The sequence below is a fragment of the Clostridium cibarium genome (genome assembly GCF_014836335.1).
In the GTDB taxonomy this organism is placed as follows: domain Bacteria; phylum Bacillota; class Clostridia; order Clostridiales; family Clostridiaceae; genus Clostridium; species Clostridium cibarium.
The window spans coordinates 271,139-289,148 of sequence record NZ_JACSRA010000001.1 but is presented as its reverse complement, the minus strand read 5'-3'; the positions used below and the strand labels follow the sequence as shown (position 1 = coordinate 289,148).

2 protein-coding genes are annotated in these 18,010 nt (G+C 29.2%); both read right to left on the bottom strand.

Going from position 1 to position 18,010, the window contains the following annotated elements:
* Window positions 1-214: 214 nt before the first annotated feature.
* On the bottom strand, window positions 215-9,211 hold the full coding sequence (locus H9661_RS01225) for a hypothetical protein (protein WP_191767496.1): 8,997 nt from the start codon (window positions 9,209-9,211) through the stop codon (window positions 215-217).
* Between the two features lie 158 nt (window positions 9,212-9,369).
* Window positions 9,370-17,922, bottom strand: a complete 8,553-nt coding sequence (locus H9661_RS01220) for a hypothetical protein (RefSeq protein ID WP_191767495.1) — start codon at window positions 17,920-17,922, stop codon at window positions 9,370-9,372.
* Window positions 17,923-18,010: the final 88 nt, after the last annotated feature.

Below are 18,010 nucleotides of genomic sequence, written 5' to 3'. Positions count from 1 at the left end.
TTAAGTTAAATTTTATAAAATATATAATAAATAAATTATATATTTTAAGAATACAACGACAAAAGAAGTATGTCAAATAATGATAAAAAGTGAAAAAAATATAATTATATACAAAAGCAGTAGATATACTTAAAAAGAACCATATAAATCTTTTGATTTATATGGTTCTTTATCAAAAATATTTTTTCGTAAAATTCAGCTTGCTTTGTAAAATCTAAAGAACTAAATTTTTACTAGCAATACCATTTTCATCTATTACATAATTAACATTATCTATAGTGATAGTGGTATTCCTTGCAGCATATCCCTTATCAGGATAGAAGTAATAAAGATATCCATTGATTGATTGAAGTCCTTTAGGGGCAGAGCCATCAGGGTTAAAATAATAGATATTAGAATTAATACTTTGCCATCCTGTTAGTAAAAAACCTAAAGAATTAAATCCATAAAAGGTTCCATTAATTGATATAACGCCAGTTTGCATAATACCAGTTTCATTGAAGTAGTATGTTTTACCGGTAATATTTCTAAATCCAGTTACCATATAAGCATATTGTGGATCAAAATAATATGTTTTACCACGATAGTTAAGCCAGCCAGTTTTAGCAATTCCAGTTGAATTGAAACAATAAATCTTAGAGTTTATAGTTTGCCAACCAGTAAGCATGATACCAGCATCACTAAATCCATAATTTGATCCATTAATAGTAATAACTCCGGTTTGCATGATACCAGTTTGAGCAAAGTAATATCTGTGATTATCGATAGTTTGCCAACCAGTTTGCATAATGCCATCAGTATTAAGAAAGTACTTACTAGCATTGTAAGTTATAAATCCTGTTTGCATAGCACCATCAGAACTAAAATAATATTTATTATTATTTAAATTTTGCCAGCCAGTAAGCATAATACCATTTGAATTAAAGTAATGTTGGCTAAAATTCTCATCTTTAAACCAACCGGTAAACATAGTACCGTTTTCGTTAAAATAGTAAGTATTATTATTTATTGACTGAATTCCAGTAAGCATAATACCATCTGAATTAAATCCATAATATTTATTATCTATATAGACGATCCCAGTAAGCATGGCACCATTAGAATTTAAGTAATACTTATTATTATTTAAAGTTAACCAACCAGTTTGCATAGCACCAGAAGCATCAAGATAATATTTATTGTAACTAACAGTAATCCAACCGGTTTGCATAACACCATCACTATCAAAATAATAAGTTTTATCATTTATAGTTTGGAAGCCAGTTAATTTATATCCTAAAGAAGGACTAAAATAATAAGTTTTATCTAAAAGTGTAATTAAGCTGGTATTAGCAACTCCATCAGAATTAAAGTAATAAGTATGTCCATTAATTGACTGAATTCCAGTAAGCATAATACCATCGCTACCAAATCCATAGAAATTATTGTTTATGGAAATAGCGCCAGTAGCCATACTTCCATTAGAATTGAAATAATATTTATTGTTAGCCAAAGTTAACCAACCAGTTTGCATAGCACCAGAGGTATCAAGATAATATTTATTGTAGCCAACAGTAATCCAACCAGTTTGCATAGCTCCGTCGCTATCAAAATAGTAAGTCTTATCATTTATAGTTTGGAAGCCAGTTAATTTATATCCTAAAGAAGGACTAAAATAGTAAGTTTTGTCTGAAAGTGCAATTAAACCAGTATTAGCAATTCCATCAGAATTAAAGTAATAAGTATGTCCATTAATTGATTGAATTCCAGTAAGCATAATACCATCACTATTAAATCCATAGAAATTGTTATTTATAGAAGTAATTCCAGTAAGCATAACACCATTAGAATTAAAGTAATATTTATTATTATTTAAAGTTAACCAACCAATTTGCATAGCACCAGAAGCATCAAGATGATATTTATTATAATTAACAGTAATCCAACCAGTTTGCATAACTCCTTCATTATCAAAATAATATGTACTATTATTTATGGTTAAGAAGCCAGTTTGCATAATACCATTTTCATTAAAATAATATTTTTTATTATCTAAAGTTAAGAAACCAGTTTGTCTTATACCGCTAGAATTTAGATAGTATCTATTTGAGTCAACAGTAACCCAACCAGTTTGGAGAGCACCAGTATTATCAAGATAATAGCTGTTGTTATTAACAGTAATAAAACCAGTCAATTTATATCCTAAGGTAGGACTAAAATAATAAGTTTTATCAGAAATTACAGTCCAACCAGTTTTAGCAGTACCATCAGCATTAAAATTGTAGGTATGATCATCAATAGTTTGCATGCCAGTAAGCATAATACCATTAACGTCAAATCCATAAATATATCCATTAATAGTTTGGATGTTAGTAGCCATAATACCGTTAGCATCAAAATAGTATTTATTACTATTAAGTACTAGCCATCCAGTTTGGCGAATTCCTGAAGGATTGAAATAGTATTTTTTTGAATCAATAGTGATAAAACCAGTTTGTAAAATACCATCATCATTAAAATAATAAAAGTAATTATTTATATTAACTAAACCGGTTAATTTATAACCTAAAGTTGGACTAAAATAGTATCTATTTGAATTAATTGTAGTGAAACCAGTAATAGCGATACCGTTAGTGTTAAAGTAATAGGTATGTCCATCAATAGTTTGCAATCCAGTAAGCATAAAGCCATTATTATCAAATGCATAAATATATCCGTTTATGTGAACTATACCAGTTTGAATTAAACCATTTGAATTAAAGTAGTAGATATGCCCATCTATACTTTGTAATCCATATACTCTAGCACCATAACTATTAAAGTAGTATTTATTAGAGTCAATGGTAATCCAGCCTGTTTTAGCAATACCATCAGAATTGAAACAGTAAGTATTTCCGTTTAACATTTGTAAACCAGTAAGCATTATACCATTATCATCAAATCCATAATAACTTCCGTTAATTAATAGAGTGCTACCAGTTTGCATAATCCCACTATTATTAGGATTAAAATAATAAGTCTTACCATCAATTGTTCTGAAACCAGTTTGTTTAATACCAGATAAATTTAGATAATATTTGTAAGAACCAACAGTAATAAAGCCAGTTTGCATAACACCATTGGTATCGAAGTAGTAAGTGTTATTATTTATATTTACAAAGCCTATCATCATATAACCATATGAAGGATGTGAATAGTACATTTTCCCAGAGTAAGGAACCCATCCAGTTTTAGCTTTTCCATCAACATTAAAGTAATAGTTATATCCATTTATAGAATGCCATCCGTACATCATAGTACCATCATTATTAAATCCATAGAAATTACCATTAATATTCTGTACACCAGTAAGCATAATACCATTAGTATCAAAATAATAATTAATGCCATTTATGGTTTGAAGCCCAGTAAGTTTTACACCAGATTCATTAAAATAGTAAGTGTTTCCACCTGATTTAATCCAGCCGGTTTGAAGGACACCATTAGAGTCAAAATAATAGACATTTTTGTCAATAGTTATAAATCCAACTTGCATATATGCGTATGATGGATCAAAATAATGTTTTTCTCCTGACAATGTAATAAAACCAGTTTGAGCAATGCCATCAGTATCGAAATAATAAAGATTTCCATTAATTTTTTGGAGACCAAAAAGCATAGCACCATTATTATCAAAACCATAATACTTACCATTGATTTTTTGTACTCCTGTAAGTAATACACCATTTGAATCAAAGTAATAATTTCTATCATCGATTGTTTGGAAACCTTTCTGTGCTATACCTGATGAATTCAAGTAATACCTATCAAGATGATAGATTGTTCCATAGTTATATCTTGAGTAATAATATGATGTGACATAATATTTTGAAGTCCATCCTGTTTGAATAAAACCATTTGCATTAAAATAGTAGATATTATTATTAATATTTTGTAAACCCATTTGCATTGTAGCATTATATGGGTTAAAGTAATATGTTCTCCCCGATAATGTAACAAAACCAGTTTGAGCAATGCCATTGGCATCAAAGAAATAGGTATTTCCATTGATAAATTGAAGTCCGAAAAGCATAACTCCATTATTATCGAAACCATAATACTTACCATTAATGGTTTGCACACCAGTTAGCATAACCCCATTGGAATTAAAATAATATTTAATTCCATTTATGATTTGAAGACCAATAACTTTTATTCCAGACTCATTAAAATAGTAAGTGCTACCACCTGATGTAACCCATCCAGTTTGAAGGACACCATTATTATCAAAGTAGTAAATATTGTTATTTATAGTTATAAGTCCAACTTGCATGTATGCATAAGATGGATCAAAATAATGTTTTTCTCCTGACAATGTAATAAAACCAGTTTGAGCAATACCGTTAGTATCGAAATAATAAAGATTTCCATTAATTTTTTGAAGTCCGAAAAGCATAGCACCATTATTATCAAAACCATAATACTTACCATTAATGTTTTGTACTCCTGTAAGTAATACACCATTTGAATTGAAGTAATAATTTTTACCATCGATTGTTTGTAAACCTTTCTGCGCTATACCAGATGAATTTAGGTAGTATCTATCAAGATGATAAATTGTTCCATAGTTATATCTTGAGTAATAATATGATGTAACATAATATGTTGAAATCCATCCAGTTTGCATAATACCATCTGTATTGAAATGGTAGATATTGTTATTGATAGTTTGTACCCCAGTTAGCATTACAGCGTTATATGGATTAAAGTAATATGTCTTACCTGATAATGTAATAAATCCAGTTTGAGCAATACCGTTAGAGTCAAAGTAATAAGTATTGCCATAAATAGTTTGGAGACCAAAGAGCATAGCACCATTATTATTAAATCCATAGTATTTACCAGCAATATTCTGTACACCAGTTAACATAATTCCGTTAGTGTTAAAGTAATATTTGTTGCCATCGATAGTTTGTAATCCAGTTAATCTAGTTCCAGTTGAATTTACATAATATCTATATGAACCTTCTTTAATCCAACCAGTGACTAATTTAGAAGTACTATCACTAGCAGTTTTCATAATACCGTTAGGATAGAAGAAATAGCTAGTTCCATTTAATATCATTGATCCTAATTGCATACATGCATTAGATGGATTAAAGTAATATGTCTGTCCTAGATAAGTTATAAATCCGGTATTAGCAACACCGTCAGAATTAATATAATAAGTATTTCCATCGATATATTGCCATCCTGTTAACATTATGCCATTACTGCTAAAGCCATAGTATTTACCATTTATATTACGCACACCAGTGAGCATGATTCCATTATAGTCAAAATAGTATTTATCCCCATCAATGGTTTGCCAACCAGTTAATCTAATTCCAGATTCATTAAGATAGTATCGAGTAGAACTTATATTTAGCCAACCAGTTTGCATAATACCATCAATTCCCAAATAGTAAACATTATTGGATATGTTTTGGAAACCATATTGCGCACAAGCATTTGAAGGGCTAAAGTAATAAGTTTTATTTAAGTAAGTCACAAGACCTGTTTTAGCTGAACCATCGGGATTAAAATAATACATATTTGTGCCAAAAACTTGAAAACCAGAAACCAAATGACCGGCATTATCAAATCCATAATAAGTATTATTAATTGAAATTACACAATTATTTTGCATTGCACCATTAGCATCAAAATAATATTTAGTGCCGTTAATAGTTTGCCAACCAGTTAGTCGAACTCCAGAGGAATCAAGATAATAATATGTTGAACCATATTTTATCCAACCAGTCTGCATAGTACCATCATAGCCAAAGTAGTAATATTTATTATTAATATATTGAAAGCCATATAACATATTCCCAGAGGTAGGGTGGAAATAATAAGTCTTATTCAAATAAGTAAATAGTCCAGTTTGGGCTGAACCGTCAGAAGTAAAATAATAAATATTATTATTAATGTTTTGCCAACCAGTAAGCATAATACCGTTTTTACTAAAGCCAAAGATTTTACCGTTAACATTTGCTGTAATAGTAGACATAGTACCGTTACCATCAAAATAGTATTTATTGTCATCAATAGTTTGCCAACCAGTTAATCTAATTCCAGATTCATTAAGATAGTATCGATTAGAACCTACATTTATCCAACCAGTAAGCATAACTCCATCAGTATCAAAATAATAAATATTACTATTAATATTCTGAAATCCGTATTGAGCACAAGCATTTGATGGATGAAAATAATATGTTTTACCTAAGTAAGTTACAAACCCTGTTTTAGCTGAACCATCGGGATTAAAATAATACATATTTGTGCCAAAAACTTGAAAACCAGAAACTAGATGACCGGCATTATCAAATCCGTAATAAGTATTATTAATTGAAATTGCACAATTATTTTGCATTGCACCATTAGCATCAAAATAATATTTAATGCCATTAATAGTTTGCCAACCAGTTAGTCGAATTCCAGAGGCATCAAGATAATAATATGTTGAACCATATTTTATCCAACCAGTCTGCATAGTACCATCATAGCCAAAGTAGTAATATTTATTATTAATATATTGAAAGCCATATAACATATTCCCAGCGGTAGGATGAAAATAATAAGTCTTATTCAAATAAGTAAATAGTCCAGTCTGGGCTGTACCATCAGAAGTAAAGTAATAAAGGTTGTTATTAATATTTTGCCATCCAGTAAGCATAATACCATCTTTATTAAAACCATAAGTTTTATTGTTAATAGTAACTAAACTAGTACACATAGTACCATTAGAATTAAAGAAATAGGTATTACCGTCAATAGTTTGCAAGCCAGTGACTCTAATACCTGATTCATTAAGGTAGTAACGATAAGATCCTAGATTTATCCAACCAGTTTGCATTTCTCCATTGTTATTAAAGTAATAATATTGATAGTTATCATATACAAATCCAGTTAACATAACTGCATTAGAAGGATTAAAATAGTAGGTTTTTCCTAGGTGATTAATAAATCTGGTTTGAGCAATACCATTATCGTTAAAATAGTAAGTGTTATTATTAATAACTTGCCATCCAGTAAGCATAATTCCGTTGTCATCAAATCCGTAATATTTCCCATTTATCGATATACAGCCAGTTTGCATACTATTAATTACATAGTAATAATATTTATTATCTTTAGTAATCCAATACCTAGTCATCAAACCATTACTCTCGAAGTAATAGTCTTTACCATCAATAGTAATCCAGCCAGTTTGTCTAACTCCATTACTATCAAAAAGATATGTATTTCCATTAATGGTTTGCAATCCGGTTTGCATAACACCGTTAGAATCAAAATAATAGTATTTGCCATTTATGTATATAAAGCCAGTTTGCATAACACTATTTATATAGTAATAGTATTTATTATCATTAATCACCCAATTTTGAGTAGCAACGCCATTATTATCGAAGAAGTAATCTTTTCCATTAATATTAATCCAACCGTTTTGTCTAATACCAGAAGTATTAAAGAAATAAGTTTTACCATTAATAGTTTGAAGACCAGTTAATAATTTTCCATCAGAATTAAATCCGTAGTAGTAACTACCAATAATAACTAATCCGTTTTGAATATTATAATTAGAATCAAAGTAATATTTGTCGTTATTATAGGTGATCCACCCATTTTGTCTAATTCCATTATCATTGAAGTAATAAGTTTTACCGTTAACATTTTGAATACCAGTTTGCATAATACCATTGGTATCAAAATAATAATACTTATTATTAATAGATAAAAGCCCAGTTTGCATAACACCATCTATATAGAAAGAACACTTATTATCATTGATAACCCAATTCTCAGTCATTATTCCAGAAGTATTAAAGAAATAATCTTTTCCATTAATAGTTATCCATCCAGTTTGCCTAATGCCAGAAGTATTAAAGAAATAAGTATTACCATTGATGTTTTGAAGACCAGTTAATAACTTACCATCGGCACCGAACCCATAAAAAGTATTATTAATATTAACTAATCCAGTTTGCATAACACCATTAGAATTAAAATAGTATTTGTCATTATTGTATGTAACAAAGCCAACTTGCCTAATACCAGAAGCATTAAAAAAATATGTGTTGCCATTAATGTTTTGAAGGCCAGTTAGCAATTTACCATTAGCACCGAACCCATAAAAAGTATTATTAATATTAACTAATCCGGTTTGCATAATACCATTAGAATTAAAATAATATTTGTCATTATTGTATGTAACAAAACCGACTTGTCTAATACCAGAAGTATTAAAGAAATATGTGCTTCCATCAATAGTTTGAAGTCCAGTTAATAATTTACCATCATCACTAAATCCATAAAAAGTATTATTGATGTTAACTAATCCGGTTTGCATAACACCATTGGAATTGAAATAATATTTATTATTTTCAAAATCAATAAATCCCGTTTGCATAACGCCATCAGCGTTAAAATAATAGGTGCTTTTATTTATTGATTTAAATCCCGTTTGCATAACACCATTAACATAGTAATAGTGTTTACCATTAACAATATCCCAACCTGTTTTTTTTGTAGTATCATCATTAGTATTTATGTTACTTGACATGGAATTACTTATATTTCCTGAAATGGCATTAGTTCTAGTAGAAGTTTCTGAATAATTATTTTGTGACTTGCTGCTTTTTTGAATTTCTTGAGTATTAGTTCCAGAAGACGAACTAATTAATTCTTTAGAATCCTCATTATTTGGGGCATTAACTAGGTTAGATTTAGCATCAGAAGTAGATTTGGAATCAATTTTTTCTGAAACGTTTTCATTACTAGCTGGACTAAATTGATTAGATGAGGAATTAGAAGCAGAGCTTGAGGCAACTTTAGTAGAGACATCTTCTTTATTTGAAGAATTATCTAAGCTAGGAGAGTTATTTTCTACAGAATTCAGATTAGGCTCTTCAGAAAAATCTGTATTATTAGATTTCATAACATTACTTGGTTGCAAAGTTGAATTTCCATTATTAACATCTTTTGAAGCTATAGTATTCGTGGCTGTGTTATCGTCTGCATTTGAACTCTTTGTAAGTTCATTAAATAAGTTATGATTATTTAATGACAAAAAATCGCTATATGACGAATTATTTTTTTCTACATTTGAAAGAGATTTTACTAATTTTCCATATTCAAAATTAGGCGTAGAGATAGATCCAGCTATATATATGCTTGACATTATCAATGTGAATTTATTTTTTAACATTTATGCCAACTCCTTTCAATTTCTATTTTATTACATAATGAGCTAAAATATCAATATAATAATTAAAATACTATTTTATGACAAAAAGAGACCTGCAAATTAATTGCAGGTCTTTCTTTTAGTTTAGGAATGTTTAAGAAAAAAGTTAATTGTTAAATTTAAATATTTTTAGTTTTATTAACAATACCATTTTCATCTATTACATAGCTAACATTATCTATAGTTATATTAGTATTTTTCGCAACATATCCATTATCAGGATGGAAGTAATAAAGATATCCATTAATTGATTGAAGTCCCTTAGGAGCAGAGCCATCAGGATTAAAATAATAAGTATTAGAATTAATAGTTTGCCATCCTGTTAGTAAGAAACCTAGAGAATTAAATCCATAAAAAGTTCCATTAATAGATATAACACCAGTTTGCATAATACCATTTTCATTGAAGTAATATGTTTTGCCAGTAATAGTTTTAAATCCAGTTATCATATAAGAATATTGTGGATCGAAATAATATGTTTTACCACGATAGTTAAGCCAGCCGTTTTTAGCAATACCAGTAGAGTTAAAGTAGTAAGTTTTAGAGTCTATAGTCTGCCATCCAGTAAGCATAACGCCGCTTAAATCAAATCCATAAACTGAATCATTTATAGTAGTAATCCCAGTTTGCATAGTGCCATTTTCATTAAAGAAGTATTTATGACCATTTAAGATTTGCCATCCAGTAGCCATAATACCATATTCGTTAAAATAGTATTTACTATTATTATAAGTGACAAAGCCAGTTTGCATAACACCTTTAGAATCAAAGTAATATATATTACCATTTATATTTTGTAAGCCAATAAGCATTATGCCATTATTGTCAAAATAGTGTTCATAAGAATTATCATCTTTAAGCCATCCAGTAAACATAACGCCATCAGAATTAAAATAATATGTTTGATTATTTATAATTTGCATTCCGGTAAGCATGACACCATCGGTATCAAAAGCATAGTTATTATCACCTATTGATACAATACCAGTTTGCATAGCACCATTAGAATTAAAGTAATATTTCTTATTATTTAGAGTTAGCCAACCAGTTTCTACTACGCCTTCTAAGTCAAGATAATATTTATTATAACCAAGGCTAATCCAACCACTTTGAAGAGCACCGTCATTATCCAAGTAATAAGTTTTGTCACTTATAGTTTGGAAACCAATTAATTTATATCCTAGGGAAGGGCTAAAATAATAAGTTTTATCAGAAAGTTTAATCCATCCAGTAATAGCAGTTCCGTCTGAATTAAAGTTATAAGTATATCCATTTATATTTTGTAATCCAGTAAGCATAACTCCATAACTATCGAATCCATATAACTTATTATTTATGGAAATAGTACCAGTAGCCATAATTCCATTAGTGTTAAGGTAGTATTTTTTACCACCAATTGTTTGGAAACCGCTAAGTCTAACTCCAGTAGAATCAAAATAGTATTTATTATAGTTAATATTAGCCCAACCAGTTTGCATAACACCATCATTATCGAAATAATAGGTATTGTTATTAATAGTTTGCCAACCAGTTTGCATAATACCGCTATCATCGAAGTAGTACTTTTTATTATCTAAAGTTAAGAAACCAGTTTGTCTTATACCACTTGAATTTAGATAGTATTTGTTTGAATTTACTGTAATCCATCCAGTTTGCAAAGCACCGTCAGCATCTAGATAGTAGTTCTTATTGTCAACGGTAATAAAACCAGTTAATTTATATCCTAAAGTAGGGCTGAAATAATAAGTTTTATTAGAAATTACGATCCATCCTGTGTTAGCATAACCGCTAGCATTAAAGTTATAAGTATGTCCATCTATAGTTTGTAAACCAGTAAGTAATATTCCCGCACTATTAAATCCATAAATATAACCACCAATATTTTGAACTCCAGTTTGCATAAAACCATCAGAGTTAAAATAATATCTGTTTGAATTAATTGTAATCCAACCAGTATTAGCACAACCATAATAATTAAAGTAATAAGTATGTCCACCTATAGTTTGTAAATCAGTAAGGGCGATACCATCACTACCAAGACCATAGACAGTATTACCTACTTTAACTATACCAGTTTGCATAATACCATTATCATTAAAGTAATAATAATGTCCATCTATAGATTGTGTACCTATAAGTGCATAACCATAATAATTAAAATAATACTTATCGGAGCCTATTATGTTCCAACCAATTTTAGCAGTACCAGTACTATTAAAGAAATAAATATTTCCGTCTAGTCTTTGTAAACCAGAAAGCATGACACCATTATCATCAAATCCATAGTAACTACCATTAATTGAAGTTGTACTAGTTTGCATAATACCATTACTATTAGGATTGAAGTAATAGGTTTTACCATTAATAGTCATAAATCCAGTTTGTCTAATTCCAGATGAATTCAAGTAATATTTGTAGGAATCAACAGTAATCCAACCAGTTTCCATAACCCCGTTATTATCGAAATAATAGGTATTATTATTGATAGTTGTAAAGCCAATACTCATATATCCATAGGAAGGATCTGAATAATACATCTTCCCTGAATAAGGTATCCATCCAGTTTTAGCAATACCATCAGAATTGAAATAGTAGTTTAATCCATTTATAGTATGCCAACCATATAGCATGCTTCCATCATTATCAAATCCATAATAAGTATTATTTATAGAAACAATGCCATTTGCCATAATGCCATTAGAATTAAAGTAATACTTCTTACCATTAATAGTTTGAAGACCAGTTTGTCTAATTCCATTTGAATCAAGATAGTATTGATATGAATTATATTTAATCCAACCAGTCTTTAGTGATCCGTCTTCGTCAAAGTAGTAAGTAGTGCCGTTAATGTTAATAAAACCGGTTTGCATATAAGCATAATAAGGATAGAAGTAATAAGTTTTTCCGAGGTAAGTATTCAAACCAGTTTTAGCAGTGCCATCAGAATTGAAATAATAAGTACTATCATTTATAATTTGCCATCCAGTAAGCATAACCCCGTCTTTACTAAATCCATAATAAGTTCCATTAATATTTTGTGCATCGGTTAGCATGACTCCATCAGAATTGAAATAGTATTTGTTTTTATCTATTACTTGGAAACCAGTTAACCTTATACCAGATTCATTAAGATAATAAGTTGAGTTACCTAGAGTAAGCCAGCCAGTTTTCATAGAATAATCATTGCCAAAATAATAGACATTTTTGTCTATAGTAATAAATCCTCTTTCTAAATATCCATAATCTTTATTTAAGTAACAAAGCTTGCCTAAGTAGTTTATCCATCCTGTTTTTATAGTGCCATCTGTGTTGAAATAATAAGTATTACCATTAATTGTATGCCAACCGTATAACATTGAACCATCATTATCAAATCCATAATAAATATTATTTATAGACACAATACCAATTAGCATACGACCATAAGAATTAAAGTAGTATTTCTTTCCGTCAATAACTTGCAAACCAGTTAGACATATTCCAGAAGAGTTGGCATAGTACATAAAATTATCCCATTTAATCCATCCAGTTAGTGAAATACCATCATTACCAAATATATAATAATTATTATTAATATTTATGACTCCAGTTAGTTTATCATGAGAATAGTAATAAGTATTAAAGTAATATCTTTTACCTGATATTGTAAGCAAACCACTTTGAGCGATACCACTAGAATTAAAATAATAGGTATATGATCCAATAGTTTGAAGGCCATAAAGCATAACACCATTATTATCAAATCCATAACAGTTACCATTAATATTTTGCATATCTTTTAGCATATTACAATTAGAATCAAAATAATATCTTTTACCATCTATTGTTTGAAATCCTGTTAACAATACACCATACGGATTTGAATAGTAAATATTAGAACCACAATTATTAGTAATCCATCCAGTTTGCATAACGCCTTTAATGTTAAAGTAATAATAATTATTAGTAATGTTTATTTGCCCAGTTTGCATTGTGGCATAATAAGGATCAAAGTAATATTTATTGTTTGATAGTGTAAGCCAGCCAGTTTGAGCAACTCCATTAGTGTTGAAGTAATAAGTACTTCCATTAATAGTTTGAAAACCATAAAGCATAATACCGTTAATATCAAAACCATAGCGATTACCATTAATAGTTTGCACACCGGTTAACATTATGCCATTAGTGTTGAAGTAATATCTTTTACCATCTATATTTTGTAATCCAGTTAATTTAGTGCCAGCTGAGTTTACGTAATAGTGGTAAGAACTATCTCTAATCCACCCAGTTGCTAATGTATTAGGACTATCACTAGCAGTTTTCATGATTCCATTAGTATAGAAATAGTAGTTAGTTCCGTTTATATTCAATGATCCTATTTGCATGCAACCATAAGTATCGAAGTAATATGTTTTTCCTAAATAAGTTATAAATCCAGTATTAGCAATACCATCAGAATTAAAATAATAAGTATTTCCATTAATACGTTGCCAACCTGTTAGCATTACACCAGAATTGTTAAATCCATAGTAATGTCCATTAATATTTTGTACACCAGTTTTTACACCATAATAATCAAAATAATATTTATTACCTTCAATTGTTTGCCATCCATTTAGTTTTATACCTGATTCATTAAAATAAGAACGGTAAGAACCATAATAATAGTAGCTAACCCAACCAGTTTGCATAGCACCATCATAGCCAAAATAATAAGAATTATTATTAATAGTTTGAAAACCACTATATGAATAAGGATTGAAGTAATAAGTTTTTCCTTGGTAAGTTACAAAATCTGTTTTTGCTGAACCATTAGAATTAAAATAATACATATGTCCATTAAAATATTGAAGACCAGTAACCATAATGCCCATGTTATTAAAGCCATAATAAGTATTATTAATAGAAAGCACACGGTTAGATTGCAGAGTACCGCTAGCATCAAAGTAATATCTATTGCCATTGATTGTTTGGAAACCAGTTACTGCTACACCATATACATCAAGGTAGTATTTTGTAGATCCATTAGTGACCCAGCCAGTTTGCATAGCACCATCGGTGCCGAAATAATAATATTTATTTCCAATATATTGATAACCATATAACATATTGCCATAGTTTTGATCAAAATAATAAGTCTTACCTAAATAAGTAAAAAATCCTTTTTGAGCTTTACCATCAGAATTAAAATAATAAGTATTACAGTATGAATATCCTGGGTCGTAAGCAATGGTTTGCCATCCAGTAAGCATAATACCATCTTTATTAAAACCATAGGTGTTTCCATTTACGGTAACTACAGTAGTACACATTTCACCATTAGAATTAAAGTAATACCTATTACCATCAATAGTTTGAAAACCAGTTAATCTAATACCAGTTGAATTAAGATAATAACGTGAGGAATTGACATTAATCCAACCAGTTTGCATAGAACCATCATTACCAAAATAATAATAATTATTGTCAACATATATAAACCCAGTTTGCATAATTCTATTAAAATAATAAGTATTGCCGAGATAAGTGACAAATCCTATTTGTGATTTACCAGTAGAATCAAAATAATATTTATAGCCGTTTATCATATGTAATCCAGTAAGGATATGACCGTTATTATCAAATCCGTAATAGTCATAATTTATATTAACTAGGCCAGTTTGCATAGTGCCAGAAGAATTAAAATAGTATTTTGTGCCATCAATAGTTTGCCATTCAGTAGCTGCAGCACCTGACTCTGTTAAATAGTAACGATAAGAACCGATATTAATCCATCCAGTTTGCATAACACCATTATTACTGAAATAATAATATTTGTTTCCAATATACTGATAGCCATATAACATATTTCCATAGTTTTGATCAAAATAGTATGTCTTCCCTAAATAAGTAAAGAACCCTTTTTGAGCTGTACCGTCAGGATTAAAATAATAAGTATTGCAGTATGAATATCCTGAGTCGTAAACAATGGCTTGCCATCCAGTTAACATAATACCATCTTTATTAAAACCATAGGTTTTACCACTGACTGTAACTGTATTGGTACACATTATACCATTGTAGTCAAAGTAATATTTATTACCATCAATAGTTTGGAAACCAGTTAATCTAATACCAGATTCATTAAGGTAATAACGTTGAGATCCAACATTAATCCAACCAGTAAGCATAATTCCATTATTATTAAAGTAATAATATTGGTCATTTATGTTTATAAATCCTCTTTCCATATATCCATAAGAAGGATTAAAGTAATAAGTCTTACCTCCATAGGTAATTAACCCAGTTTTAGCTAAACCATTATCATCAAAGTAATAGGTACGGTTATTAATGAATTGCCAACCAGTAAGCATAATTCCATTATCGTCAAATCCATAGTAATGGTTATTTATTGATATAGCACCAGTTTGCATACTGCCATTTACGTAATAGTAATATTTATTTTTGTTAAAAACCCAATAATAACACATGACACCATTGCCATCAAAGTAATAATCTTTACCATTAATAGTAACCCAACCAGTTTGGCGAACTCCGTTATTATCAAAGTAGTAAGTTTTTCCATCAATTGTTTGGAATCCAGTTTGCATAATGCCGTTATTGTCGAAGTAGTAGTATTTACCGTTTATGGATATAAGGGCAGTTTGTTTAATACCATTTATATTAAAGGAATATTTACCGTTATTAAGTATCCAGCTTTGAGTCATGATACCATTGAAATCAAAATAATAATCTCTTCCAGTAATAGTGATCCAGCCAGTTTGTCTAATACCTTCATTATCAAAATAATAAGTATTTCCATTAATAGATTGAAGACCGGTTAGTAATTTACCATCAAGGCCAAATCCATAATAGGAGTTATACCAGTAACCATATCTATAGTATTGCATGGGAAGCAATCCTGTTTGCATGGTACCATCTGAATTAAAATAATATTTATCTCCATTAATAGTAACCCAACCAGTTTGGCGAATTCCATTAGAGTCAAAATAATATGTTTTGCCATTAATTGTTTGGAGGCCAGTTAGTAATTTACCATCAAGGTCAAAGTCGTAATAATAACCACTGATATTAACCAAACCAGTTTGCATAATGCCAGAAGCATCAAAATAATATTTATTGTTATTGTATGTAACAAATCCAGATTGACGAATCCCATTAGTATCAAAATAGTATGACTTTCCATCAACTGTCTGTAGTCCAGTCTGCATAACACCATTAATGTCAAAATAGTAGTATTTATTGTTAATTAGTAAAAGGCCAGTTTGTTTAACACCATTTATATAGAAGGAATATTTATTATCATTAACAGTCCAATTCTGAGTCATAACACCATTGCTATCAAAGAAGTAATCCTTGTCATTAATAGTAATCCAACCAGTTTGTCTAATACCATCACCATTAAAATAATAAGTAGTGTTATTAACAGATTGAAGTCCAGTTAATAATTTACCGTCAGTACCAAATCCATAGTAGTAACCACTAATAGAAACTAGTCCAGTTTGCATAACACCAGAAGCATTAAAATAATATTTACTGCTATTATAGGTAATCCAACCAGTTTGCATAATTCCATCAGAATTAAAATAATAATTATTACCATTAATAGAATTAAGTCCAGTTAGTAATTTACCATTAGTACCAAATCCATAGTAGTAACCACTAATAGAAACTAGCCCAGTTTGCATGATACCAGAAGTATTAAAATAATATTTATTGTTATTATAGGTAATAAAGCCAGTTTGCATAATTCCATCAGAATTAAAATAATAATTATTACCATCAATAGAATGGAGCCCAGTTAGTAATTTACCTTCAGTACTAAAACCATAATAATTACCGTTGATATTAGATAAGCCCATTTGCATAATACCAGAAGCATCGCAATAATATTTATCCTCATTATAAGTAATCCAACCAGTTTGCATAATTCCATCAGAATTAAAATAATATGTTTTTTTATTAATAGTTTGAAAACCAGTTTGCATAACATCATTAATGTAATAGTATTTTTTACCATAATTAGTAATCCATCCGTTTTTAATGTTGCTATTATCAGCAACAATATTATTAGAAGAATTCATTGATTTAGATGTATAGCTATTAGATTTTTCTATGTTTGATGAATTTAAGTTGTTGGAAACTGATTTGTTATCTACTGAATTTACTTCAGTTTTTGAAAAAGAATTAGTTGAATTGTAAGAACTTTTTTTTTCAATTGAGTTAGTTTGTTTTACATTTGATTCAACAGGTTTTGATAAATCTCCACTCTTTGAAGAGGTAAGTTGGTTAGCTGAATTGGTTTCAGTAGAATTAGATTCAGCTGATTTAACTATAGTATCATTAATAGGATTAGTACTTGATGAGTTAGGATAATTACTTATAGATGAGGTGTTTGGTGACGATTGAATATTAGTATTTGGTAGTGAACTAGTATTGCTATTTGCAGAGCAATTCACAGAATCTTTTGTTTTTGCAGTATTTTGTATGTCGTTATTAGGTATATTTGAGTTTTTGAATGAATAAGGTGACTGATTTAGATCATTTTTAAACATAAGTCCATTATAAGCAGAGTCTTTTTTTTGTAAGTTTGTAAAGTTTTCTTCCAATTTGCTATACGCAAAAGTAGGAGTAGAAATAGAACCTGCTATATATATACCTGATAACAGTAATGTAATTTTATTTTTTACCATTTGCATCAACCCCTTTCGAGTTCTATTTTATTACATAATATACTAAAATATCAACAAGGCGTTAAAATTATTACATTTTACACAATTT